General features: G+C 59.5%; 23 protein-coding genes. 12 read left to right on the top strand and 11 right to left on the bottom strand.

What is annotated here, in order from left to right; translation table 11 throughout:
* Window positions 1-18: 18 nt before the first annotated feature.
* The 3 genes from OH720_RS31730 to OH720_RS01540 all read left to right on the top strand — a co-directional run bounded on the left by OH720_RS31730 (window position 19) and on the right by OH720_RS01540 (window position 1595).
* Complete coding sequence (locus OH720_RS31730; protein WP_370628229.1) at window positions 19-783, top strand: methyl-accepting chemotaxis protein; 765 nt, start codon at window positions 19-21, stop codon at window positions 781-783.
* 210 nt (window positions 784-993) lie between these two features.
* The gene (locus OH720_RS01545) at window positions 994-1266 is read left to right on the top strand and encodes a type II toxin-antitoxin system Phd/YefM family antitoxin (RefSeq protein WP_272604296.1); all 273 of its coding nucleotides are present in this window, start codon (window positions 994-996) and stop codon (window positions 1264-1266) included.
* Complete coding sequence (locus OH720_RS01540) at window positions 1263-1595, top strand: type II toxin-antitoxin system RelE/ParE family toxin (protein ID WP_272604295.1); 333 nt, start codon at window positions 1263-1265, stop codon at window positions 1593-1595. Before OH720_RS01545 ends, OH720_RS01540 begins: the two co-directional genes overlap by 4 nt.
* A gap of 8 nt (window positions 1596-1603) precedes the next feature.
* Here the strand turns inward: OH720_RS01540 and OH720_RS01535 are convergent, their stop codons facing one another.
* The 5 genes from OH720_RS01535 to OH720_RS01515 form a co-directional block, all read right to left on the bottom strand.
* Window positions 1604-2206, bottom strand: a complete 603-nt coding sequence (locus OH720_RS01535; protein WP_272604294.1) for a DUF924 family protein — start codon at window positions 2204-2206, stop codon at window positions 1604-1606.
* A gap of 3 nt (window positions 2207-2209) precedes the next feature.
* Window positions 2210-3220, bottom strand: a complete 1011-nt coding sequence (locus OH720_RS01530) for a class 1 fructose-bisphosphatase (RefSeq protein WP_180203879.1) — start codon at window positions 3218-3220, stop codon at window positions 2210-2212.
* A gap of 182 nt (window positions 3221-3402) precedes the next feature.
* A complete protein-coding gene (locus OH720_RS01525) occupies window positions 3403-4782 on the bottom strand; it encodes a DUF3999 domain-containing protein (RefSeq protein WP_272604293.1) in 1380 nt (459 codons plus the stop codon).
* Window positions 4779-7958: a DUF2339 domain-containing protein gene (locus OH720_RS01520; protein ID WP_272604292.1), complete on the bottom strand. Its 3180-nt coding sequence runs from the start codon at window positions 7956-7958 to the stop codon at window positions 4779-4781. Before OH720_RS01520 ends, OH720_RS01525 begins: the two co-directional genes overlap by 4 nt.
* 157 nt (window positions 7959-8115) lie before the next feature.
* On the bottom strand, window positions 8116-10566 hold the full coding sequence (locus OH720_RS01515; RefSeq protein ID WP_272604291.1) for a glycogen/starch/alpha-glucan phosphorylase: 2451 nt from the start codon (window positions 10564-10566) through the stop codon (window positions 8116-8118).
* Between the two features lie 256 nt (window positions 10567-10822).
* Here OH720_RS01515 and OH720_RS01510 point away from each other — a divergent pair, with 256 nt between their 5' ends.
* Entirely contained in the window at window positions 10823-11260 is a 438-nt protein-coding gene (locus OH720_RS01510) for a YkgJ family cysteine cluster protein (protein ID WP_179054087.1), read from the top strand.
* 205 nt (window positions 11261-11465) lie between these two features.
* Window positions 11466-11993 carry a hypothetical protein gene (locus tag OH720_RS01505; protein WP_272604290.1) on the top strand — a complete coding sequence of 176 codons (528 nt, stop codon included), beginning with the start codon at window positions 11466-11468 and terminating at the stop codon, window positions 11991-11993.
* Window positions 11994-12118: 125 nt separating this feature from the next.
* Here OH720_RS01505 and typA read toward each other — a convergent pair whose 3' ends face one another.
* Both typA and thiI read right to left on the bottom strand, forming a co-directional pair.
* On the bottom strand, window positions 12119-13939 hold the full coding sequence (gene typA / locus OH720_RS01500) for a translational GTPase TypA (protein WP_008058555.1): 1821 nt from the start codon (window positions 13937-13939) through the stop codon (window positions 12119-12121).
* Window positions 13940-14078: 139 nt separating this feature from the next.
* Window positions 14079-15533: a tRNA uracil 4-sulfurtransferase ThiI gene (gene thiI / locus OH720_RS01495; protein ID WP_008058553.1), complete on the bottom strand. Its 1455-nt coding sequence runs from the start codon at window positions 15531-15533 to the stop codon at window positions 14079-14081.
* Between the two features lie 328 nt (window positions 15534-15861).
* Here thiI and glnA point away from each other — a divergent pair, with 328 nt between their 5' ends.
* From glnA to ntrC, 5 genes are all read left to right on the top strand, one after another.
* Window positions 15862-17268 carry a type I glutamate--ammonia ligase gene (glnA, locus tag OH720_RS01490; protein ID WP_008058552.1) on the top strand — a complete coding sequence of 469 codons (1407 nt, stop codon included), beginning with the start codon at window positions 15862-15864 and terminating at the stop codon, window positions 17266-17268.
* A 176-nt stretch (window positions 17269-17444) separates the two neighbouring features.
* A complete protein-coding gene (locus OH720_RS01485) occupies window positions 17445-17867 on the top strand; it encodes a cupin domain-containing protein (protein ID WP_272604289.1) in 423 nt (140 codons plus the stop codon).
* A 25-nt stretch (window positions 17868-17892) separates the two neighbouring features.
* The gene (locus OH720_RS01480; RefSeq protein WP_272604288.1) at window positions 17893-18408 is read left to right on the top strand and encodes a DUF4124 domain-containing protein; all 516 of its coding nucleotides are present in this window, start codon (window positions 17893-17895) and stop codon (window positions 18406-18408) included.
* 240 nt (window positions 18409-18648) lie between these two features.
* Entirely contained in the window at window positions 18649-19734 is a 1086-nt protein-coding gene (glnL, locus tag OH720_RS01475; RefSeq protein WP_180203873.1) for a nitrogen regulation protein NR(II), read from the top strand.
* Window positions 19731-21167, top strand: a complete 1437-nt coding sequence (gene ntrC, locus OH720_RS01470) for a nitrogen regulation protein NR(I) (RefSeq protein WP_008058546.1) — start codon at window positions 19731-19733, stop codon at window positions 21165-21167. The genes glnL and ntrC overlap by 4 nt, the downstream gene beginning before the upstream one ends.
* A 545-nt stretch (window positions 21168-21712) precedes the next feature.
* Here ntrC and OH720_RS01465 read toward each other — a convergent pair.
* On the bottom strand, window positions 21713-22153 hold the full coding sequence (locus OH720_RS01465; RefSeq protein ID WP_272604287.1) for a hypothetical protein: 441 nt from the start codon (window positions 22151-22153) through the stop codon (window positions 21713-21715).
* Here OH720_RS01465 and trmL point away from each other — a divergent pair.
* Window positions 22152-22607 (top strand): tRNA (uridine(34)/cytosine(34)/5-carboxymethylaminomethyluridine(34)-2'-O)-methyltransferase TrmL, encoded by a 456-nt coding sequence (trmL, locus tag OH720_RS01460; protein ID WP_090452600.1) that lies wholly within the window; start codon window positions 22152-22154, stop codon window positions 22605-22607. The two genes, OH720_RS01465 and trmL, sit on opposite strands and share 2 nt — an antisense overlap.
* 107 nt (window positions 22608-22714) lie before the next feature.
* Here trmL and secB read toward each other — a convergent pair whose 3' ends face one another.
* The 3 genes from secB to OH720_RS01445 are packed head-to-tail and all read right to left on the bottom strand — an operon-like array spanning window position 22715 to window position 23912.
* Complete coding sequence (gene secB, locus OH720_RS01455) at window positions 22715-23200, bottom strand: protein-export chaperone SecB (RefSeq protein ID WP_207260644.1); 486 nt, start codon at window positions 23198-23200, stop codon at window positions 22715-22717.
* A gap of 42 nt (window positions 23201-23242) precedes the next feature.
* On the bottom strand, window positions 23243-23497 hold the full coding sequence (gene grxC, locus OH720_RS01450) for a glutaredoxin 3 (RefSeq protein ID WP_008058538.1): 255 nt from the start codon (window positions 23495-23497) through the stop codon (window positions 23243-23245).
* 1 nt (window position 23498) lies between these two features.
* A complete protein-coding gene (locus OH720_RS01445; protein WP_180203871.1) occupies window positions 23499-23912 on the bottom strand; it encodes a rhodanese-like domain-containing protein in 414 nt (137 codons plus the stop codon).
* A 151-nt stretch (window positions 23913-24063) separates the two neighbouring features.
* Here OH720_RS01445 and gpmI point away from each other — a divergent pair, with 151 nt between their 5' ends.
* On the top strand, window positions 24064-25593 hold the full coding sequence (gene gpmI / locus OH720_RS01440; protein ID WP_008058534.1) for a 2,3-bisphosphoglycerate-independent phosphoglycerate mutase: 1530 nt from the start codon (window positions 24064-24066) through the stop codon (window positions 25591-25593).
* Window positions 25594-25775 lie beyond the last annotated feature (182 nt).

The following is a 25775-nucleotide window of genomic DNA, read 5'->3' as shown; positions in this document are numbered from 1 at the left end:
GCCGCGTCCAATTCGTCGATGTTCAACTCCGACCAGCAAGCCTCGCGCACCAGCAGTGTGGCCGCCGCGATCAACCAGCTCGGCGCCGCCGCCCAGGAAATCGCCCAGAACGCCGCCCTCGCCTCACAGCATTCGAGCGATGCGCGCGCGCTGGCCGAAGAGGGCCAGCAGGTTGTGGATAAAACCATCTCGGCGATGCACCAGCTGTCGGCAAAGATCAGCGACTCGTGCGGCAACATCGAGACGCTCAACAGCAACACCGTCAACATCGGGCAGATTCTGGAAGTGATCACCAGCATCTCACAACAGACCAACCTGCTGGCGCTCAACGCGGCGATCGAAGCCGCGCGCGCCGGTGAAGCCGGACGTGGTTTTGCGGTGGTCGCCGACGAAGTGCGCAACCTCGCCCACCGCACCCAGGACTCGGCGCAGCAAGTGCAGAAGATGATCGAGGAACTGCAAGTCGGCGCCCGGGAAGCGGTAACCATCATGACCGACAGCCAGCGCCAGAGCGAAAGCAGCGTTGGCATCGCCAACCAGGCCGGCGAGCGCCTGGGCAGCGTGACCCAGCGCATCGGCGAGATCGACGGCATGAACCAGTCCGTGGCGACGGCGACGGAAGAACAGACGGCCGTGGTGGAATCGATCAACGTCGACATCACCGAGATCAACACGTTGAACCAGGAGGGTGTGGAGAACCTGCAGTCGACCTTGCGTGCGTGCGCTGATCTTGAACAGCAGGCGGCGCGGTTGAAGCAGTTGGTCGGAAGTTTCCGGATCTAAGGCGCTCTCACCGACCTCATCGCGAGCAGGCTCGCTCCCACAGTTATCTCTGGCGGACACAGATTTTGTGGCCGACAGATAATCCTGTGGGAGCGGGCTTGCCCGCGAAGACGGCATCGGTAACGCTGATGAATCACCGGTCAGCCCCCACTGACACAAGACTGAATTAAGACTAAACTCGGTCCTACTCATTCCGACGGGGGCCACGCCATGAAGCTTTCATCTCAAATCAAGCCAATCAGCTATTTGAAAAGTCATACCGCCGAAATCGTCAAAACACTCACAGAAAGCCGCGAGCCATTGGTGATCACCCAAAACGGTGAAGCGAAGCTTGTGGTCATGGATGTGAAAAGTTTTGAAGAGCAAGAAGACACAATGGCCCTTTTGAAACTTCTGGCGATGGGCAATCGTGAGATTGAGGAAGGCAAGTTTCGCGATGCCGAGGATGTTTTCTCTGACCTAGATAGGGCTGACCAGCAATGAGTTTGAAGGTCGTCATTCTTCAGTCCGCCGAAACAGACTTAAAAGAACTTCGTACTTATCTCATCAAAAATTTCTCAAGCCAGACCTGGCAAAGCACTTATTCCAACCTTAAGGCTGCCATCCGCCATTTGGCGGAGCAACCCTATTCAGGGTCGGTACCGGAAGAAATCGAGAAGCTGAATCTCAGCCAGTATCGACAAATCCTCTCAGGAATGAACAGAGTCATTTATGAGGTTCGTGAACAGACAGTCTTCGTCCATATCATTGCCGATACGCGAAAAAGCCTTCCAACGTTACTGATGAAGCGACTGCTTCAAGGCAATCCATAGGTGCGTGTTTAGAAGCGTGACCCTGGCGTGGAAAGAAACGCCAATTCCTCAGCCGTACTCTCTCGCCCCAACACCGCATTGCGATGCGGAAACCGTCCAAACTGCGCGATCACTTTCTGATGCCGCTCGGCAAAATCCAGGTAATCGGCAAACAATGCCCGATCACTCTCCGGTTGTTGCGCCACCAGATCGATGTAGCGCGAGACGCCTTCGTTCTGCACCGCGAGGTTCTCGCTGTGTTCGAACACCAGGAGGATAAACACTTGCTGAATCGGTGATAACTGCCGATCAAAATCCGCGGCAATGCCTTGGGCGACCAGTTTCTGGGCCCGCAGATCACCGGAGAAGGCTTTGGGGGTGTCGCGAAAGATCATGCGCGGGAGTTGATCGAGCAACAGTACCAGTGCCAGCCAACCTTCGGGACGTTGCATCCACTCGGTCAATCCGCCGGCCAGTGCCTGCTCGACCTGGTCCCCGAAACGCTCGCGCGCCTCGAGGTCCTGGCTGTCACGCTTGCCAAACCACAACTTGCCCTTGTCAGCCGCGATTGCCCTGGCTGTTTCGGCTGTACCGAACCACCAATCAAGCAACGGCTGCCAGGGCGCGTTCATGGTTTATTCCTTGTGGTAAGCCGTCACGCGTGCGACTTCTTCTTTGGAACCCAGGAACACCGCTACGCGCTGGTGCAGCCCTTCAGGCTGGATGTCGAGAATGCGCTGGTGACCATTGGTGGACGCGCCGCCCGCCTGCTCCACCAGGAACGACATCGGGTTGGCTTCGTACATCAGGCGCAGTTTGCCCGGCTTCGATGGCTCGCGGCTGTCGCGTGGGTACATGAACAAGCCACCACGGGTCAGGATGCGATGCACGTCGGCGACCATCGCGGCCACCCAACGCATGTTGTAGTTCTTTTTCAGCGGGCCTTCATCGCCTGCCAGCAGCTCGCCAACGTAGCGCTGAACCGGTGCTTCCCAGTGACGCTGGTTGGACGCGTTGATCGCGAATTCCTGGGTGGTTTCAGGAATGGTGATGTTTTCGTGGGTCAGTACGAAACTGCCCATTTCACGGTCCAGGGTGAAACCTTTCACGCCGTGGCCCAGGGTCAGGATCAGCATGGTCTGTGGACCATAGATCGCGTAACCGGCGGCCACTTGCTGGGTACCTGGCTGCAGGAAGGCCTTTTCATTCAAAGGCTCGTTCTGGCTCAGGTATTCGTTCGGGCAACGCAGTACCGAGAAGATGGTGCCGACCGGGGCGTTGATGTCGATGTTCGACGAACCGTCCAGCGGGTCGAATACCAACAAGTACGCGCCTTTCGGGTATTTGCCCGGGATCTGGTAGGCATTGTCCATTTCTTCGGACGCCATGCCGGCCAGGTGACCGCCCCATTCGTTGGCTTCGAGCAGGATCTCGTTGGAGATCACGTCGAGCTTCTTCTGCACTTCGCCCTGGACGTTTTCAGTGCCCATGCTGCCCAGAACGCCACCGAGGGCGCCTTTGGACACGGCGTGGTTGATCTCCTTGCAGGCACGCGCCACCACTTCGATCAGGAAGCGCAGATCGGCAGGAGTGTTGTTGCTGCGGGTCTGCTCAATCAAATAGCGACTCAAGGTAACGCGGGACATGGAAGGCTCCGGAGGAATGGGGGACTAAAAACCCGCGCAGTTTAACGCGAGTCGGGGCGCATTTCCTCCTATCAGACGTGATCGGCTCAAGAGAGTTCATGCGCGGGGTTCAGCGTAGTAGGAAATGGACTTGTTTTGTAGAAGCGGGCTTGCTCGAAAATGGTGCGCAGCGCCAGCCATTTTCAGGTGTTGGCTGGCGGCTTGCGCAGCAGACTGAACGCCATTGCCGCCAGGAACAACACGCCAAGCAGTAACACTGCCCACAGGCCAACCTTCTTCCAGTCGGTGCCCACCGATACCGGCACGGTCGATACCATCGGGGGTATCGGCGCCTCGCCATCCACCGACGCCCGGCCTAACATCGCCAGCTTGGCCGCGCTGTAATCCGGAATCAGAGTCGACAACGGCAAGCTCGCCGCCTTCACCGTCGCATTGCCCAGCGCCAACCTGTAAGGCCCGCCCCCCCGCGCCAGAAACACCAATTGCGTCGCCCGCACGGCAAACTTCAGCGTTGGCGCTTGTGCGCCCAGGCCACCGCCGCGCTCGTCCACGGTCAGCTTTAACTGTTGCACGGCATGCCCCGGCAACTGCAATTGGTTCTGCACCACATCCTCGCCACTCTGGGTCAGGCGATAGAGCAAGCCATTGTTCAATGGTTGCCACGGCAAGCTGCTGTCGCGGCGCCCAGACAGGATGACCGGCGCCAGGCTGTTGGGTTGACTCAACTCGACCTGTACTCGCTCGACGTTCAGCACCCTCGGTAACTGCCAGCTGTATTCCCCTGCCTTCACGCTACTGCCATCCAACGCATGGGACCAGACCAACGGCAGCGGCAAGCTGCGCACGCTTTGCAGCTGCGCCGATGTCAGTGTCGGTGCCGATTGCGGCGTGTCCCACAGCAAGCGCAGATAGCGGGCCGATTGCCCCGGCAGGCCGACCTCATGCTGCTCGACCCGCTCATCGGCAAACGTCAACCGCGCCAGTTGCCCCTCGCCCCAGGACTGCCAATGCTGCAAATCGTCGCTGGCTTCGATGCTGAACCGCTGGAAGCCATCACGCTCACTGGTCCAGTCGAGAACCAGCTGTTGCAACGGCGCCTTGATGGCGCTGGCGTCCAGCAGCCAGCCACGTAACGCTTCCTCCCCCACCTCCAGCTCAGTGGAAGGCTGCACCTGAACCAGGGTGCCATTGGCGTTCGCTTGCACCCGCACGTTCGGGGCATGTTCGGTGGCGTCCGCCGAGTCGTACAGCGGGAACCATTTGACGTCAGTCAGCGTGCGGTTGTCGTCAGCTTGTGCACTGGCCTGTGACAGGGCATAGGCTTGCGGTTCGCCAGCGGCGTTGAACACGCGCACGTCACTGAGGTCCGTCTGCCGTGCGCTCAACTGCACGGCCAGGGGCAGCTCAAGGCGATACCAAGGACCTTCACCGCTCACGGTCAATGGCACTTGCGTGGCGAAGTCCGTCGGTGTTTCCTGGGCCCGTGTTTCCTGGGCAGAGACAGTCAGTGCCAAGCCCATTGCAGCGATACCCAACCAGACCAGGTTCAGCTTCTGACTCAAGACGACACTCCTTGGGTTTGCGGCGCCGGTTTCTCGGGGTCCGCCACGGTTTCGACGCGCCTGGGTGGCAACGGGGCGAAATAGCCCACTACCAGCAGCAACACGCCAACGCCGATAAACGACACGATCCGCGCCAGCCCGCCACGGTTGCTCAATTCCACGAAGAACAGTTTCGCCACCACCACGCCGATCAGGGCCGCACCGATCAACCAGACCTCACGCCGGTGACGCAAATGGCCACCAATCATCAAAGCCAGTGCCATCAACGTCCAGACGATGGACAGGCCGGCCTGGACCCGCATGGATTCGAGTAAGGCCTCCAGCTCGAACGGCACGCCGCCCCAATGGTGAGCCGTGCGCATCACCAGGGTCGTGAAGAACAGGAACAGCGAAACACCGACTATCAGTTGCACAGCAGCGGCATAGCGCCTGCGGATCGCCAGTTGCGCGGCCTCGCTGCGGGACCAGGCGTAGACGCCAAACAAGGCAAACAGCAGGCCCAGATCCAGCGGGTTGACCAGCGGTACATAGGGTAAGGGCTCAGCCTTGCCATCGCTGACGATATTGGCCAGCCAGAACCAGCCCAGCATCAACAAAGCCAAAGGCGCGGCGGCATACACACGGTATTCGCTGGCGTAGGTCGACACCGGCCAAGGCCAGGCACGCGGTGCCGCCATCAGCACCAGGTACAGGCTCGGCAGTAGCGCCCAGCCCAGCCAGCGCCAGGCGTTGTACTGCTCGGACAACAGCAGCAAGCCAAAACGTAGCTCAAGGGCCAGCACACCGATCAGCAGCCAGCACCCGAGTACGTGGGCACTACTCAAGGCAGCGCTCGGCAGCATGGGCGCCAAGCGTCGCAGGGACATGAAATGCACGACGAACACCACGGCCCACAGCAACCAGCCGACGTTGGCCGCCGGATGAAATCGCGGATGCCAGGCGGCGAGCAATATCAGGCCGGCGGCCGGGATCAGCAAGGTGCAGAGCACGCCTAGCGCGGGCCACGCCAGGCGCAGCGCCAACACGGCCCAGAGCGCCACGCTGATTGCCGCGGCCGCCAGCATCAACGTGGCCTGCAGCGGCAACGGGGCAAACAGCAGCACTTCACTGACCCAAGCCAGGGCCCACCACCCCGCGCCCCACGCCAGCAATGCCCAGGACAAGCGCTGCAGGTTCACGCGATTGATCACCGTGACAGCAACGCCGATGTGCAAACGCCACGCCCCGATCAACGCGACCAGGCCCAGCATCAGCGGCGACCAGAATCCGGCATGGGCCAACGGCCGCAAGCCTTCGCTGGCCAGCGGTTCGGCCATCAGGAACAACACGGCACCCAGCAACTGAACGACCAATGCACCCAGCAGGAATGTGGCCGAGGGCAGGCGCAGAGCGACGAACAACGTCAGCAGCCCGGCCAATGCCCAACTGATTGACGTGCCATGGGCGAAAAAGAACATCGGCGCCAGCAAGTAGACGAACGTCAGACCGAGAGCGGCCAGAACCGGAGGGACATGGCGTTCCCAGGAGGAAATCTGCGCAGGCAAGGCCTTGTGCAGTTGATGGAAGCTGAACAGCAATGCGCCGCCGAGCATCAACGCCCCCAGCGGCGTGCCCTCAAGCAGGCTACTCTCGCCGCTGCGCAGTTCACCGACAAACACCAGCGCCGCGCCCGCCTGCAACAACAAGGCAAACGCTCGGGCGAACGGACGTTGCTGGCGCAGGCCCAACCAGAAAATCCCCGCGCCTTCCACCGCCCATGCCGCGCTCGTCCATCGCGCATCCAGCCCCAGGGGAATCGCCAGGCTGGTGAAGATCACACCCAGCGCCAGGCAGGTTTCCGCCAACAGCAATGCGCGTCCACCCATCAGCAAACGAGCCAGCCCCATGTAGATCATGCCAAGTGCCAGGGCGCTGAACGCGGCAGCGAACTCCAGATGCTGAACCAGGGCGAACTGCAATCCAAAGCCAACCAACGGCGGACCGAACAGCAGCGTGCCGTCGACGTAATCACCCTTGCGCGCAGACCAGCGCAACAGCGCTTCACGGCTTTCATCCTCGGGCGCGTCACCCATTTGCAGCAATTTACGTCGGGCGTACAACAAGCCGATGACCAGGTACATAGCGAAGAACAGGATCAGGAAGGGCTCGGTGCTCCACAGCAACTCTGGCGTATAGGAGCGCAAGCCCCAGGCGAACCCGATACCGAAGGTGCCGGTGAAACCGATGACATTGAGCAAGCGCCAGGCCTTGAACCAGGCGATCGCGAGGATGCCGGCGTTGAGCAAGGCGAAGTAACTGAACAGCGCGACGTGACTGCCGGCCCCCGTGGAGGCCAGCAGGGGCGCGGCGAATCCGCCCAGCGCGGCGGCGGCAGCCAGGCCCAGTGCATCCTGGGTAATGGCCAGGATCGCCGAAAACACCGTCACCGCCACCAACAGGCCAAACGCCGCCGAGGGGTCGAGCAACGGATGCAAGCGCATCGCGGCAAACACCGTCAGGTACAGCACGGCAATTGCGGCGCCTTGCAGCATCAAGGCGTAATCGTTGTTACGCGTCCGCAGCCACCAGCCAAGGCCGAGCAGCCCCAATGCAACCGCCGCGACACCGGCGTAGCGCAACTCGATCGGCACCACCATGCCCTCAGTGGCGTAGCGCAGCAGGAAGGCCAGGCCGAGGAACAGCAGCACCACACCGACCCGCAGCACGGTGTTGCCACCTAATAGCCAGGCACGCGCAGCGTTGATGGCGCGCTCGACGAGGTTTGGTTCAGGGGGATTGGCGCGTTCACGCTCGGTTGGCGCTGGTTTCCACGCATCCAGGGGCTGCGCTTGCCTGGTTTGGTTAACTTCTACGGCGACCGGTTCCAGTTCGGGCGGCAGTTCCCAGATCAGTTCCGGGGTTTCGATGGAGATTGGGGGGACCGCAATGTCCGCAACTGGAACGGCAGCGCTGCCTTCAGGCGCCTCCAGCACAGCCAGCCGTTGCTCGACCGCCCGCAGTGCAAGCTGCGCCTGTTCAAGCAGACGGCGCTGCTCGCTGGCCTGCGATCCCAGCCTGCCGATGTGAACGGCTTGACCGATACCCAGCCCGAGCAACGCACCCAGCAACGCATCGCTGAACGACTCGTCGAGTATCCAGCCCAGTACGAGGCCAATGAGCATGAACATCCATTGCATGATCCATATCCCTAAGCGCAATCCACGAAGATTAGCGCAGCCAGCTCCAAAAAGATCGCAGCCTCCGGCAGCCCTTACAAGGGCATACAAATCCCTGTAGGTGCTGCCGGAGGCTGCGATCTTTTGCTGCCGCTTGTATATCGATCCGCTGGAAGCGTTACTCCAACGCCTTCCAGATTTCCGTGGCGTACTCGCGAATCGTCCGGTCGGAAGAGAACCAGCCCATGCGCGAGGTGTTCAACACCGCCGAGCGCCACCATTGCTCGGAATCGTGCCAAAGGGCTTCGACGCGCATTTGCGCGTTCCAGTAGGAATCGAAATCGGCACAGACCAGGAAGCGGTCGTAGTCCACCAACGAATCGATCAGCCCGGTGTAACGGGATGGATCATCCGGCGAGAACACCCCGCCGCGAATGGCTTGCAATACATCGTTGAGTCGATGGGACGCAGCGATGTCCGGCACCGCGCTGAACTCGTGGTTCTGCTTGCGCGCTTCAACCTGCTGGGCACTGAGGCCAAAGATGAACATGTTCTCGACGCCGATGCGCTCGGACATCTCCACGTTGGCACCGTCCAGCGTGCCGATGGTCAATGCACCGTTGAGACCGAATTTCATGTTGCTGGTGCCCGAGGCTTCAAAGCCGGCCGTGGAGATCTGCTCGGACAGGTCCGCCGCCGGAATGATGCTCTCCGCCAGGCTGACGTTGTAATTGGGCAGGAACACCACCTTGAGCAAGCCGCGTACGGTCGGGTCGTTGTTCACCACCCGGGCGATGTCGTTGGTCAGCTTGATGATCAACTTGGCCTGGTGATAACTGGCCGCGGCTTTACCGGCGAAGATCTTCACCCGTGGTACCCAGTCGATTTCAGGTTCCGCACGGATCGCCTGGTACAGCGCCACGGTGTGCATCAGGTTGAGCAGCTGGCGCTTGTATTCGTGGATCCGCTTGACCTGCACGTCGAACATCGCCGCCGGGTTGACCGCCACCCCCAATCGCTCATGAATCAGGTAGGCCAGGGCCTTTTTGCTGTGCAGGCGCTGTTCGGCGAACGCTTTGCGGAACGCCGACTTATCGGCGAACGGTTGCAGCTCGAGCAAGCGCTCCTCGGGCTTGTCCAGCAGGTCCTGGCCGAGGGCATCGACCAGCATCGAGGTCAGCTCCGGGTTGGCCTGGTACAGCCAGCGGCGGAAAGTGATGCCGTTGGTCTTGTTGTTGATCCGTTGCGGATAAAGCTTGTGCAGCTCGGAGAACACCGTCTTGCGCATCAGTTGCGTGTGCAAGGCGGATACGCCGTTGACGCTGTGGGAGCCGAGGAACGCCAGGTTGCCCATGCGCACGCGTCGACCGTTGTCTTCCTCGATCAAGGACACCGCGCGCAACACGTCGAAATCGTGGATGCCCTTGGCCCGCAGCGAGTCGATGTGCTGGGCGTTGATCAGGTAAATGATCTGCATGTGCCGTGGCAGCATGCGCTCCATCAGGCCCACCGGCCAGGTTTCCAGCGCCTCGGGCAGCAAGGTGTGGTTGGTGTAGGAAAGCGTGTCGACCGTGACCTGCCACGCCGCATCCCATGCCACGTCGTAGACATCGACCAACTGGCGCATCAACTCGGCAACGGCAATCGAGGGGTGGGTGTCGTTGAGCTGGATCGCCGCGTGATCGCCCAGGGTCAGCACCGAGGTGTGCATGTTGCGATGGCGGCGCAGCAGGTCCTGCAGGGATGCGGCGACGAAGAAGTATTCCTGGCGCAACCGCAGTTCCTGGCCCGCCTCGGTGCTGTCTGCCGGGTACAGTACCCGCGAGATACTTTCGGCCCGGGCCACTTCGGCCACCGCCCCCAGGTGGTCACCGGCGTTGAAGCGTTCCAGGTGCAAATCTTCCATGGCCCGTGCGCGCCACAGCCGCAACGTGTTCACGCTGGCCCCGCGCCAACCGACCACCGGCGTGTCATAGGCAATGGCCCGCACGGTTTCCGCTGGATGCCAGACTTGTTTGGACTTGCCGTTCTCATCGGTCACGGTCTCGACGCCGCCGCCAAAGCCGATCGGATAAACCACTTCAGGCCGTTCGAACTCCCAAGGGTTACCGAAATCCAGCCAGTGCTCGGTCTGTTCCTGCTGCCAACCGTCGACGACGGCCTGACGGAACAAACCGTGCTCGTAACGAATGCCGTAGCCATGACCGGCGATACCCAGGGTCGACATGCTTTCCATGAAGCACGCCGCCAGTCGTCCGAGGCCACCGTTACCCAACGCCGCATCGGGCTCCAGCAGGCGGATGCGTTCAAGGTCGACGCCGAGTTCGGTCAGGGCTTCGCGTGCCACGTCGAGCAGGCCGAGATTGCTCAGGCTGTCGTAGAGCAGCCGACCGATCAGGAATTCCAGGGAGAGGTAATAAACCCGCTTCTGTCCTTTGCGGTAAATCTGCCGGGTGTGGTCCATCCAGTGCTCGACCATGTGATCGCGCGCTGCCAGGGCAATGGCTTCGAACCAGTCATGGTCAAAGGCGTGATCCGGGTCTTTGCCCACCGCGTAGGTGAGTTTGGTCAAGACGGCGTCGCGGAATGCGGCCACCTCTGCTTCGCGAACAAGTGGTTCTTGAGTCATCGATAGGACCTCGAGCGAGCTTGGAATTGTCTGAGACTAGACGGTCTGACAGACGGTATAGCCTCTGGTTCGGCAGTTTTTCCTGTTAATGCGCGTCAAGCCGGCAATGCATTGTCATGTACCTGAATCAATGCAGGGGCCGTGCCGGATTAGCGCTGCTGCTGCATGTCCGTGAAAAAAACTGGCGAAAGGTTGTTCAAAAATCCACCAGTCCCGGTATGATCGCGCGCCCTGATGCACACGCTGGTAACAACCGATGATGAAGCCGAACCTGATCGCCGCCGCGGAGATCGACCGACTCGATACCTGGGCCAAGTACTCTGCCCCAATGTGCGGCTCCTGCCTATCGAGCTGTTGCACCCTGCCGGTCGAGGTCAAGATCAAGGACCTGATCCGCATCGGCATCGTCGACGAGTTCGAACGCGGCGACCCGCCAAAGAACATCGCCAAGCGCCTGCAGAAGGAAGGGATCGTCGAGCGCTACAACCAGAAATCCGAGATCTTCACCCTCCAGCGCATGAGCAACAACGATTGCCTGTACCTGGATCGTAAGAGCCGTCTGTGCACTATTTATGAAAAGCGCCCGGATACGTGCCGCAACCACCCGAAAATCGGCCCACGGCCGGGGTATTGCGCGTACAAGCCGAAGGAAGTGGAGCGCGAGCGGAATTCGCGGAGTATCGAGCGGTTCTGATCAAGGCCCGGCTTTCGGGCCAACAGCACCGGCGCCAAGGACGTTTGGCGAAAAGGTTTTCAGCCTTTTGGTTTATTCCGACATGCCTGGGTAACGCGATCCGATGCGCCTGGAGCGATTTCCTATGGTTCGCCAAGCTTTCACCGACAGAAAAGGTCAGTCATAAACACTAGCGTGGAGCATCACTCCCTCAGAGAAGATGCTCATGCGTTATTTAAAAGTGACAGCCCAGGATCGTAGCGGTAACGGAAAAGCCGATGCCGTCTTGCTGCATTTCCACGATGGCCCGGCCAATCTGGTACGCGAAGCTTTTGCGGTGGATATGTCCGCCGATGGCAGGATTGAGTTTGGTTTCGCGGGTGATATCAACAGCGACGGAAAGCAGAATTTCCAGGACCAACTGCTTTTGACGGCCTTCGCCGAGGTTTTCCTGCAACTTAACTGGTTCAATGCAGGAAATAATTGGGAACGTTATCTGAAGATTGCCGCAATGGACCATCACAAGGATGGCTCTCCCAATATCGTCACGCTTCAATTCAGTGAAGACGATGGCACGCTCTGCACCCCCATTCGGATTCAACGCGCCACTGCCTATGACAGGGACAATGATGGCGGCCTGCACTCCTTCACCAATGTGGATGTGAACCGCGACGGAGTATCCAATAAGGCGGACAACGTGTTGCTACGCAAAGTAGCCGAAGCCTTTATCGCCTTCCGATGGTTCGATGCTTGATTCAGCCTGCGGGCGTCACGCCAATCTTCACCCAGCCGCCACGCAATCTGCAGCGCAAGTCCTTAAATGCAAAAACGCCCCCGGCCTTTCGACCGGGGGCGTTTTCATTCAGCCTGGGCTAAATCTTATGCCTTGGCTTTCTTGGCAGCGCGGGTACGCTCGCTTTCGTCCAGGATCTTCTTGCGAAGACGGATGGACTTAGGAGTCACTTCGCACAGCTCGTCGTCCTGGATGAATTCCAGAGCCTGTTCCAGGGTGAAGCGAACAGGTGGAACCAGGGCGATGGTTTCGTCTTTACCCGAAGCACGCATGTTGTCGAGCTTCTTGCCCTTGGTAGGGTTGACGCCCAGGTCGTTGTCACGGCTGTTCAGACCAACGATCTGACCGTTGTAGATTTCCTGACCGTGTTCAACGAACAGCTTGCCACGCGCCTGCAGGGTTTCCAGGGAGTAGGTCAGTGCCTTGCCGGTTTCAACCGAAACCAGAACGCCGTTCTGACGGCCGGACATGTCGCCGGACTTCATCACGTCGTAACGGTCGAAGATCGAGGTCAGGATGCCAGCACCGTTGGTCAGGGTCAGGAACTGGTTACGGAAACCGATCAGACCGCGAGCAGGGATGTTGTATTCCAGACGTACACGGCCCTTGCCATCCGGCACCATGTTGGTCAGGTCGCCTTTACGCAGGCCCATCTCTTCCATCACCTTGCCTTGGGATTCTTCCGGCAGGTCGATGGTCACGTTTTCGTAAGGTTCGTGCTTCACGCCGTCAACCAGACGGATGATCACTTCCGGACGGCCTACAGCCATTTCGAAGCCTTCGCGACGCATGGTTTCGATCAGTACCGAGAGGTGCAGCTCACCACGGCCGGAAACCTTGAACTTGTCAGCCGAGTCGCCTTCTTCAACGCGCAGTGCAACGTTGTAAAGCAGCTCTTTGTCCAGACGTTCCTTGATGTTACGGGAAGTCACGAACTTGCCTTCTTTACCGCAGAATGGCGAGTCGTTTACCTGGAAGGTCATGGAAACGGTTGGCTCGTCGACGGTCAGCGGCTTCATCGCTTCGACGTTGTCCGGGGTGCACAGGGTGTCGGAGATGAACAGCGATTCCATACCGCTGATGCACACGATGTCGCCTGCAGCAGCTTCTTCAACGTCTACACGGTGCAGACCGTGGTGACCCATCAGCTTCAGGATACGACCGTTACGCTTCTTGCCATCGGCGCCGATAGCCACAACCGGGGTGTTCGGCTTGACGCGACCACGAGCGATACGGCCAACACCGATAACACCCAGGAAGCTGTTGTAGTCCAGTGCGGAGATCTGCATCTGGAACGGACCGTCACGGTCAACAGCCGGCGCTGGTACGTTGTCGACGATCGACTGGTACAGCGGGGTCATGTCTTCAGCCATTTCGTTGTGGTCCAGACCGGCAATACCGTTCAGGGCCGAGGCGTAGACGACTTTGAAGTCGAGCTGTTCTTCGGTGGCACCCAGGTTGTCGAACAGGTCGAAGATCTGGTCCAGAACCCAGTCCGGACGCGCGCCTGGACGGTCAACCTTGTTGATGCACACGATCGGACGCAGGCCGGCTTCGAAAGCCTTCTTGGTCACGAAACGGGTTTGCGGCATAGGGCCGTCTTGAGCGTCAACCAGCAGCAGAACGGAGTCAACCATCGACATTACGCGTTCTACTTCGCCGCCGAAGTCGGCGTGGCCCGGGGTGTCCACGATGTTGATGTGGTAGCCGTTCCAGTTGATGGCGGTGTTTTTCGCCAGGATGGTAATACCGCGCTCTTTTTCCTGGTCGTTGGAGTCCATCACGCGCTCGTCGTTGAGCTCGTTGCGCTCCAGGGTGCCGGATTGACGCAGGAGTTTGTCTACCAGGGTGGTTTTACCATGGTCAACGTGGGCAATGATGGCGATGTTGCGTAGATTTTCGATCACTTGTGTATCTCGATCAGAGGATTCGGTGTGCTGACAAGTCTTGGCAGCGATTTACAGTAGAGTCAGGCCTTGCCGTTACAGCTTGACGGCGGCGTCGGGGGGCCGGTGACGCAAGCCACAGGCAAACAGCCCCGGGCACTTAGCTCGGTCGATAAACGCGCACATTGGCATGTCCCTCACTGAGCAAATGGTGGGCATGCAGGCGACTCATCACGCCTTTGTCGCAATAAAGCAGGTACTGGCGAGTAGGGTCCAGTTCCTTGAAACGAGCGTTCAGTGCATAAAACGGCATCGTTTGTACCTCGATGCCAGCAAGGTCCAGCGGGTCGTCTTCAGCGGCATCCGGGTGACGGATGTCGATGACGATCTGACCGGCCAGCGCTTCGCTGACTTCTTCAATCTGCAGGTCCTGGCCCAATTCGTCGATCACGCGATCGATCGGTACCAGTTTGGCGTTCTCGAGCGCACGCTCAAGGACTGCCATGTCGAATTCTTTCTCTTCGTGCTCCACGCGATGGCGCTTGGCAGCGGTCTTGGGGTTCACCGAGATGACCCCGCAGTACTCCGGCATGTGCCTGGCGAAGTCGGCGGTGCCGATTTCGTTGGCCGTGTCGATGATGTCCTGCTTGTGGCTGGCAATCAGCGGGCGCAAGACCAGTTTGTCGGTCACGCAATCGATCACCGACAGGTTCGGCAACGTCTGGCTCGACACCTGGGAGATCGCCTCACCGGTCACCAGCGCTTCGATGTGCAGTCGATCGGCAATTTGGGAGGAAGCGCGCAACATCATACGCTTCAATACTACGCCCATATGACTGTTATCGACTTTGCCGAGAATTTCTCCCAGCACTTCTTCGAACGGCACACTGACAAATAACACGCGTTGCGAGCTGCCGTACTTCTTCCAGATGAAATGCGCGACTTCCATGACGCCCAATTCGTGGGCACGTCCACCCAGGTTAAAGAAGCAGAAATGCGCCATCAGGCCGCGGCGCATGATCTGGTAGGCCGCAACGGTGGAATCGAAGCCACCGGACATCAGCACCAACGTCTGTTCCAGCGCACCCAGCGGATAACCGCCGATACCGTTGTGCTGACTGTGGATCACGAACAACCGTTGGTCGCGAACTTCGATGCGAACTTCGATTTCAGGCTTTTTCAGGTCGATTCCGGCGGCACCGCACTGACGGCGCAACTGGCTGCCGACATATTTTTCGATGTCTATGGAGCTAAATGGGTGCTTGCCGGCGCGTTTGCAACGTACCGAGAAAATCTTCCCGGCCAGTGCATCACCGTAGTGCTGCTTGCACTTCTCGACGATGTCATCGAAGTCACCCAGCGGGTACTCGTCGATTTGCAGGAAGTGCGCGATGCCCGGCATGCAGCTCAGGCGCTCGCCCATCTCCTTCAGGGCCTTGGGGTCGCTGACGCGGGTCTCCAGCTCGAGATTGTCCCACACGCCGTTCACCACCACAGCCGGGTCCAGGTCACGGAGCACGGCACGGATGTTCTTGGCCAACTGGCGGATGAAACGCATCCGTACCGGGCGGCTCTTGATGGTGATCTCTGGAAAGACTTTTACGATTAATTTCATGGAAACAGCGCGCGCAAGGCCTGCCGAAAAAGGGGGGCGCGGATTATAGCGGAAATTGCTCAAGGTTTAACCAGTTAATGTGCAGAAGGTTTTGCACGCACCAAAACAGGTCATATTTCGATTTCAGCGCCACATTAAGGGGCGCATTTTTCTGCTTTAAAGCCTTTTGCACCTCTATAAGCGTGAATTTGGGGCAAAAAACCCATGGTGGGGCACTGGCATGCAATTTGCTCCCTTGTGAGGCAGGTTGCCTTGGCAGAGTATTCGCGCCGGCATCACAAACATTTAAGGGCATCCACTACCAGCCCTAATCCACCCGGAGGACACTATGTCGAAGTCGGTTCAACTCATCAAAGATCATGACGTCAAGTGGATTGATCTGCGCTTCACAGACACCAAGGGCACTCAGCACCACGTGACCATGCCGGCTCGCGATGCGCTGGACGATGACTTCTTTGAAGTCGGCAAAATGTTCGACGGCTCCTCCATCGCTGGCTGGAAAGGCATCGAAGCCTCCGACATGATCCTGCTGCCGGACGACTCCACCGCTGTTCTGGACCCGTTCACCGAAGAGCCGACCCTGATCCTGGTCTGCGACATCATCGAACCTTCGAGCATGCAAGGCTACGACCGCGACCCACGTGCGATCGCCAAGCGCGCCGAAGAGCACCTGAAATCCACCGGTATCGGTGACACCGTGTTCGCCGGTCCAGAGCCAGAGTTCTTCATCTTCGACCAAGTGAAGTTCAAGTCCGACATTTCCGGCTCCATGTTCAAGATCTACTCCGAACAAGGTTCCTGGATGTCCGACCAGGACATCGAAGGCGGCAACAAAGGCCACCGTCCAGGCGTCAAAGGTGGCTACTTCCCGGTTCCGCCGTTCGACCACGACCACGAAATCCGTACCTCCATGTGCAACGCACTGGAAGAAATGGGCCTGACCGTCGAAGTTCACCACCACGAAGTGGCAACTGCCGGCCAGAACGAAATCGGCGTCAAGTTCAACACCCTGGTGAAGAAAGCCGACGAGACCCAAACCCTGAAGTACGTCGTGCACAACGTTGCCGATGCCTACGGCCGTACCGCTACCTTCATGCCTAAGCCTCTGTACGGCGACAACGGCTCGGGTATGCACGTACACATGTCGATCTGGAAAGAAGGCAAGAACACCTTCGCTGGCGAAGGTTATGCCGGCCTGTCCGATACCGCCCTGTACTTCATCGGCGGCATCATCAAGCACGGTAAGGCCCTGAACGGCTTCACCAACCCGGCAACCAACTCCTACAAGCGCCTGGTTCCAGGCTTCGAAGCTCCGGTAATGCTGGCCTACTCGGCTCGTAACCGCTCGGCTTCGATCCGTATTCCTTACGTGTCGAGCCCGAAAGCCCGCCGTATCGAAGCACGCTTCCCGGATCCGGCTGCCAACCCGTACCTGTGCTTCGCTGCACTGCTGATGGCTGGCCTGGACGGCATCCAGAACAAGATCCACCCTGGCGACGCAGCTGACAAAAACCTGTACGACCTGCCGCCTGAAGAGGCGAAAGAGATCCCACAAGTTTGCGGCAGCCTGAAAGAAGCCCTGGAAGAGCTGGACAAAGGTCGTGCGTTCCTGACCAAAGGCGGCGTTTTCAGCGACGACTTCATCGACGCTTACATCGCCCTGAAAAGCGAAGAAGAAATCAAGGTACGTACCTTCGTACACCCACTGGAATACGAGCTGTACTACAGCTGCTAATCCGGTAGCGCCTGCGCAAGCGGCGTGACAAAGAGGCCTCCTTCGGGAGGCCTTTTTTTGTAGGCAACGTCTCACGCAAACAGTCCATGTTTCCCCGGGCATTCCCGGCAACGTCCGGCTTAAAAAAATATGAGCGCCCCGTAGCCTGTACCGTCTTGAACTCAAAGGACGGAAACATGAAGCGATCCATGCTCACCCCCCTAATTACCGCCCTCGTCGCCCTCGCCTTGCAGGGCTGTAGCAACTCCGCGTCCCCAACAGCGATCGAACGCAAAGTCCTGTTGCAAAGCAGCAGATCCTGGGACGACACGCCTTACACTCACTACCCTTACGCCGAACCTGAACTGTCAGTGCTTAAGCTGAAGATCCCGGCCAATACGCAACTTCCATGGCATACCCACGTCATGCCAAATGCGGCGTATATCCTCAGCGGCGAGCTGACGATAGAAAGCAAGGACAGTGGTCAGATCCGGCGCGTCAAACAAGGCGAAGCCGTGGCCGAAATGGTCAATATCACCCACCGCGGAGTCACCGGTGAGGAACCGGTAGAACTTATCGTGTTCTATGCTGGCAGCGAGGGTATTCCTTTGTCGGAGTAATTTTTGCTGCTCACAGGGAGCCTGAATGCGGCCACTCTTATTGTTCCTGGGGCTGTTATCAGGCTTTCCTGCAATGGCCCAGATCTACAAGTACACCGATGCTGCCGGCAACACGGCGTACAGCAATCAACCACCCGATGGCGTTAGCGCCCAGGCGGTTGATTTGCCACCTTTGAACCGTATCGAGCGCCAACCGCCCAGCGAACCTGCTCCGCCCACCCCCATCAACAGCCGCGAGCAGATAAACAGTGCCTACGAGGTTCTTGAGCTGACAGGCCTGCCCAACGAAGGGGCCTTGCGCGCCAACAACGGCACCTTCACCGTCAACGTGCTGATCAAACCGCGCCTACAAGGCTCGCACCTGTTCAGGCTTTTACTGGATGGGCAACCCTATGGCCAGCCAGGCAACGTACCGATCCTGCAGCTGGTGAACATCGATCGCGGCTTGCACAGCGTCGCCGTGCAAGTGATCGACGGCGAAACAGTCGTACAGCAGAGCCCCACGGTGACCTTTACCTTGCAGCGAGTGCACAAGCGCTGAAGGACTTGCGCTTGTTTTAGCCTCGTTTGATTTTTCGCACTATATTGGTGCGATTGGTTGCACCGCGTTCAAATTCCAACCCATTTTGGTTCGAAAGTACCCGAACAATCTGGCAAAGCGCCACGCAATCGAGCGTCAAACGCCCGTTTCAGCGCTTAAACGCTTCTTTTCAGAGCCTTGGTTTGGTTTTTGCAGTTTGCTCGCATCAGCTCTTTATTCATGCGCCAAAAGAGGTCCTGAATGACCATCAGCGACGCACTACACCGCTTGCTGCTCGACAACCTGACCACCGCCACCATCCTGCTCAACGCCGAACTGCGCCTTGAGTACATGAACCCCGCGGCGGAGATGCTCCTGGCCATCAGCGGCCAGCGCAGCCATGGGCAGTTCATCAGCGAGCTGTTTACCGAATCCACCGAGGCGCTGAATTCGTTGCGCCAGGCGGTACAGCAGGCGCATCCCTTTACCAAGCGCGAAGCGATGCTTACCGCACTTACCGGCCAGACCCTCACGGTCGATTACGCGGTAACGCCGATCCTTTCAGGCGGAGACACATTGCTGCTGCTCGAAGTCCACCCCCGCGACCGTTTGTTGCGCATCACCAAGGAAGAAGCGCAGCTTTCAAAGCAGGAAACCAGCAAGATGCTGGTGCGCGGCCTGGCTCACGAAATCAAGAATCCGCTGGGCGGTATTCGCGGCGCGGCACAGCTGCTGGCCCGCGAGCTGCCGGAAGAAAGCCTGCGCGATTACACCAATGTCATCATTGAAGAGGCCGACCGCCTGCGCAACCTGGTCGATCGCATGCTCGGCTCGAACAAACTGCCATCGCTGGCCATGTGCAACATCCACGAGGTGCTGGAACGCGTCTGCCATCTGGTCGAGGCCGAAAGCCAGGGCTGCATCACTTTGGTGCGCGACTACGACCCGAGTATTCCAGACGTCCTGATCGATCGCGAACAAATGATCCAGGCCGTGCTGAACATCGTGCGCAATGCGATGCAGGCCATCAGCAGCCAGAATGAGCTGCGCCTGGGCCGCATCAGCCTGCGCACCCGCGCCATGCGCCAGTTCACCATCGGCCACGTGCGCCATCGCCTGGTGACCAAGATCGAAATCATCGACAACGGACCGGGCATTCCTGCGGATCTTCAGGAAACCATCTTTTTCCCCATGGTCAGCGGCCGTCCGGACGGTACCGGGCTGGGCCTGGCCATTACCCAGAACATCATCAGCCAGCACCAGGGCTTGATCGAATGTGACAGCCACCCCGGCCACACCACCTTCTCGATCTTTCTGCCACTGGAACAAGGAGCCACATCGACATGAGCCGTAGTGAAACCGTGTGGATCGTCGATGACGACCGTTCTATCCGCTGGGTCCTGGAAAAAGCCTTGCAGCAGGAAGGCATGACCACGCAAAGCTTCGACAGCGCCGATGGCGTGATGAGCCGCCTGGCGCGCCAGCAGCCGGACGTGATCATCTCCGACATCCGCATGCCCGGTGCGAGCGGCCTGGACCTTCTGGCGCGGATTCGCGAGCAACACCCCCGGCTGCCAGTGATCATCATGACCGCGCACTCCGATCTGGACAGCGCTGTCGCGTCCTATCAGGGCGGCGCCTTTGAATACCTGCCCAAGCCGTTCGATGTCGACGAAGCGGTCTCCCTGGTCAAGCGCGCGAATCAGCACGCTCAGGAACAACAAGGCCTGGAAGTCCCGGTCGCACTGACCCGCACCCCGGAAATCATCGGCGAAGCGCCAGCGATGCAGGAAGTGTTTCGCGCCATCGGGCGCTTGAGCCACTCCAACATCACCGTACTGATCAACGGCGAATCCGGCACCGGTAAAGAACTGGTGGCCCACGCCCTGCACCGCCACAGCCCGCGGGCCGCTTCACCGTTCATTGCATTGAACATGGCGGCGATCCCGAAAGACCTGATGGAATCCGAGCTGTTCGGCCACGAAAAAGGTGCGTTCACCGGTGCCGCCAACCTGCGTCGCGGGCGATTCGAGCAGGCGGACGGGGGCACGCTGTTCCTCGACGAAATCGGCGACATGCCGGCGGACACCCAGACTCGTTTGCTGCGGGTACTGGCTGATGGCGAGTTCTACCGTGTCGGTGGTCACGTCCCGGTCAAGGTGGACGTGCGGATCATCGCCGCCACGCACCAGAACCTTGAAACCCTGGTGAATGCCGGGAAATTCCGGGAAGACTTGTTCCACCGTCTCAACGTGATCCGCATCCACATACCGCGCCTGTCGGACCGTCGCGAAGACATCCCGACCCTGGCCAAGCACTTCCTCGGCCGTGCAGCGCAGGAGCTGGCGGTCGAGCCGAAATTGCTGAAAAACGAAACCGAGGAATACCTGAAAAACCTGCCATGGCCGGGCAACGTGCGCCAGCTGGAGAACACGTGCCGCTGGATCACCGTGATGGCCTCGGGTCGCGAAGTGCATATCGGCGACCTGCCACCGGAACTGCTGAGCCTGCCTCAGGATTCGGCCCCGGTGACCAACTGGGAACAGGCATTGCGCCAATGGGCCGACCAGGCGCTGGCTCGCGGCCAGTCCAGCCTGCTGGACAGCGCCGTGCCGACCTTCGAGCGGATCATGATCGAAACCGCCCTCAAGCACACCGCCGGCCGCCGCCGCGATGCCGCCGTGTTGCTGGGCTGGGGGCGCAATACCCTGACGCGCAAGATCAAGGAGCTGGGGATGAAGGTAGATGGTGGGGATGATGATGAGGGGGATGAGGGTTAATCAGCCTTGATTCTTCACTGACCGTCACACCCAATTCGCGAGCAGGCTCGCTCCCACAGTGGATTTGTAGTGTTCTCACTAACGCTACCGAACCTTGTGGGAGCGAGCCTGCTCGCGAAGCTTTTTGGGCTGCCGTGCACCGCCTGAATGCACCGTGAACCGCAATCGCGCACGGCAACTGATCCAAAACCCCGCTTGTATTCGTAATCGAACCCCTATCGAAAAAACACGAAAGCCCCGGATTACGGGGCTTTCAGCTTTTCCACGCGACTTTCTGTTTCAACTTGTTAAAACCTGGCACGCCCCCTGCAGTAGTCCCATCAGTGATTCAGATCACTACCCAGTTTCGGGGACCTTGGTACAGGCAGGCCGGGGATTCCCTCTTTACACCGGGCTCACACCGCACAAGCGACGAGCCCTCCCGTTTTGGGGTCCTTGGTACAGGCAGGCCGGGGATTCCCTCTTTACACCGGGCTCACACCGCACAAGCGATGAGCCCTCCCGTTTTGGGGACCTTGGTACAGGCAGGCCGGGGATTCCCTCTTTTATTGCTCCCGGAGATGGATCTCCAGCCGCCAGCGGTCATCGACCTCGCTACCGGCCCACTCACCCTGAAGGGGGCGGGCCGCCACCAGCGTCAGCAACAATCCCCCGTCACTCAATCGCGTTCGCCAGTTCACATCCTTGCCGTTGAGCTTGAGCTGGCCTTTTTGCGCCTTGCCCTGCGCTTCGAACAACAGCGCGACACTGCCTTCCACGATCTCGCCGTGGGTCTTGGGCTCATTGTTGAACCACACCACCAACCCGTCGTCCGTCACTTCGATCTGCTGCAATTCGCTGGGGTCGGGGGTGGTCAGGCGACCGATCATCAACCCTACCATCACCCCCACGATTGCCAGCGAAGCCATCACACGCGGGAATAGTTTCGAACGAGGGTCGGCTTGCGGCGTAGAATGCCGCTCATCTCTACCTTCGGAGCCGTGCATGTTTCACGTCATCCTTTTCCAACCAGAAATTCCGCCGAACACCGGCAACGTTATCAGGCTGTGCGCCAACAGTGGCTGCCACCTGCATTTGATCGAACCGCTGGGCTTCGAGATGGACGACAAGCGCCTGCGCCGGGCGGGCCTCGACTACCACGAGTATGCCACTCTGCAACGCCATGCGGACCTGGCCAGCTGCCTGGAAAGCCTCGGTCATCCCCGTTTGTTCGCCTTCACCACCAAGGGCTCGCGGCCGTTTCACGACGCCAGTTTCGCCCCTGGCGATGCATTCCTGTTCGGCCCGGAAAGCCGTGGCCTGCCAGCCGAGGTGCTCGACGCCCTGCCCGGCGAACAACGCCTGCGCCTGCCAATGCGCGAAGGCTGCCGCAGCCTGAACCTGTCCAACACCGTGGCCGTCGCCGTGTACGAAGCCTGGCGGCAGAACGACTTCAAATAGTCCGAAATCATTTTCGCCTGACAGAAACAATCGCGGGCAAGCCCGCTCCCACAGGTTTTGCACAATCCTGTGGGAGCGGGCTTGCCCGCGATTTTCAGCAGCGCAGATTATTGAACGGTCGGAGTCTCGCCCGCCGCCTGCATGCGTTGCAGCTCTTGCGCGTACAGGGCGTCGAAGTTCACCGGAGCCAGCATCAGGGCCGGGAACGAGCCGCGGGTCACCAGGCTGTCCAGCGCTTCGCGAGCGTACGGGAACAGGATGTTCGGGCAGAACGCGCCCAGGGTGTGGCTCATCGAAGCGTCGTCCAGGTTCTTGATCAGGAAGATACCGGCCTGCTGCACTTCGGCGATGAACGCCACTTCTTCACCGTTCTTGACGGTGACCGACAGGGTCAGTACGACTTCGTGGAAGTCGTTTTCCAACGCCTTTTGACGGGTGTTCAGATCCAGACCGACACTCGGCTCCCACTGCTGGCGGAAGATCGCCGGGCTTTTCGGGGCTTCGAAGGACAAGTCACGTACGTAGATGCGCTGCAAGGAGAATTGCGGTGCGGTTTCTTCTTCGCTAGCTGCAGTGTTCTGTTGGTCAGTCATCTCAGATCCTTTCTGATCTTGGGCTTTTATAGGGTATGGAATTCAGGCCTTGAGCAGCGCATCGAGCTTGCCGGCGCGTTCCAGGGCAAACAAATCATCACAACCGCCAACGTGGGTGCTGCCGATCCAGATCTGCGGCACGGATGTACGTCCGGCCTTCTGAGCCATTGCGGCACGCACCTGCGGCTTGCCATCGACCTTGATCTCTTCGAAGGCCACACCTTTGTTCTCGAGCAGGTACTTGGCTCGGGAGCAATAAGGGCAGTAATCGCTGGAATAGACGACGACGTTACTCATATCACTTCACCAGTGGCAGATTGTCGGCTTTCCAGCTGGAAACACCACCGGACAGCTTGGCGGCGGTGAAGCCGGCCTTCACCAGTTCACGAGCGTGGGTACCGGCGGTCTGGCCCATGGCATCGACCAGGATGATGGTCTTGGCCTTGTGCTTTTCCAGTTCGCCAACGCGAGCAGCCAGTTTGTCGTGGGGAATGTTCAACGCGCCTACAATGTGGCCGGCGGCAAAGTCCTTGGTCGGACGAATGTCGATCACCACGCCGGCGTCTTTGTTGACCAGGCCAGTCAGTTCGCCGGTGCTCAGGCTACGGCCGCCGCCCTGCATCTGATAGGCAATCAGCAACGCCAGCAGTACGACGAAGATACCGACGAGGATGTAGTGGTTAGTGGCAAATTCAATCAGGTGAGCAACCATCGAAGGAGGTTCCAGGGCGTTAAAATGTCGGCCAGTATACACAGCCACTATGGTGGGCCAAACCCCGTCCGGCGGTGACGTGGCCGGAACTTCGCTTTAAACTGCCACTCCCTTTTCCATCGCCCTCTTTTCTCAGCCACGAGTGGACTCCATGACTACCACGCCTAAACCTTTGGTCCTGATCATTCTCGACGGCTTCGGTCACAGTGAGAGCCCTGAATCCAATGCCATCTTTGCGGCCAAGAAGCCCGTACTGGACCGTTTATGGGCCACCGTGCCCAACGGCCTGATTTCGGGCAGCGGCATGGACGTCGGCCTGCCTGACGGCCAGATGGGCAACTCCGAAGTCGGCCACATGAACCTCGGTGCTGGCCGCGTGGTGTATCAGGATTTCACCCGCGTGACCAAATCGATCCGCGACGGCGAGTTCTTCGAGAACCCGACCATCTGCGCTGCTGTGGACAAAGCCGTCGCTGCCGGCAAAGCCGTGCACTTCATGGGACTTCTGTCCGATGGTGGCGTGCACAGCCACCAGGATCACCTGGTCGCCATGGCCGAACTGGCTGCCAAGCGCGGCGCCGAAAAAATCTACCTGCACGCCTTCCTCGACGGCCGCGATACTCCGCCGAAAAGCGCGCAATCGTCGATCGAACTACTGGACGCTACCTTCCAGGCGCTGGGCAAAGGCCGGATCGCCAGCCTCATCGGTCGTTACTTCGCCATGGATCGCGACAACCGTTGGGACCGCGTATCCCAGGCCTACAACCTGATCGTCGACGGCAATGGCGAATTCAACGCCGCCACCGCCCAGGAAGGCCTGCAAGCCGCCTACGAGCGTGGCGAGAGCGACGAGTTCGTCAAGGCCACCTCCATCGGCGAGCCCGTTAAAGTAGAAGACGGCGACGCCGTGGTGTTCATGAACTTCCGCGCCGACCGCGCCCGTGAACTGACCCGAGTCTTCGTCGAGGACGACTTCAAGGACTTCGAGCGTGCCCGTCAGCCAAAACTGGCCGGTTTCGTCATGCTGACCCAATACGCCGCCAGCATTCCCGCACCATCGGCCTTCGCCGCCGGCAGCCTGGAAAACGTGCTGGGCGACTACCTGGCGAAAAACGGCAAGACCCAGCTGCGCATCGCTGAAACCGAAAAATACGCCCACGTGACCTTCTTCTTCTCTGGCGGTCGTGAAGAACCGTTCCCGGGCGAAGAACGCATCCTGATCCCGTCGCCGAAAGTCGCCACCTATGACTTGCAACCGGAAATGAGCGCGCCGGAAGTCACCGACCGCATCGTCGACGCCATCGACAACCAGCGTTACGACGTGATCGTGGTCAACTACGCCAACGGCGACATGGTCGGCCACAGCGGCGTGTTCGAGGCGGCGGTCAAGGCCGTTGAGTGCCTTGACCAGTGCGTCGGCCGTATCGTCGAGGCGCTGGAGAAAGTCGGCGGCGAAGCCCTGATCACCGCGGACCACGGCAACGTCGAGCAAATGTCCGACGAGACCACGGGCCAGGCGCACACCGCGCACACCACCGAGCCGGTGCCGTTCATCTATGTCGGCAAGCGCGACCTGAAGGTTCGTGAAGGCGGCGTGCTGGCGGATGTGGCACCGACCATGCTGAAGCTGCTGGGCCTGGAACAACCGGCGGAAATGACCGGGACTTCGATTCTGGTGTAACCCGGCTACACCAAACACCGCAATCCCCTGTAGGAGTGAGCCTGCTCGCGATTGCAATCCAACAGTCAATATCGATGTTGAATGTTAGGACGCCATCGCGAGCAGGCTCGCTCCTACAGTGGGTTTGCGTGGTTTTTCGGGCCAGTTATCACACAGCCCCAATTGGGCGTTTTTTTTGCAGC

This window comes from Pseudomonas sp. WJP1 (genome assembly GCF_028471945.1).
Taxonomy (GTDB): Bacteria; Pseudomonadota; Gammaproteobacteria; order Pseudomonadales; family Pseudomonadaceae; genus Aquipseudomonas.
Note: the sequence above shows the minus strand (reverse complement) of the source record. Positions and strands in the feature narration are given on the sequence as shown.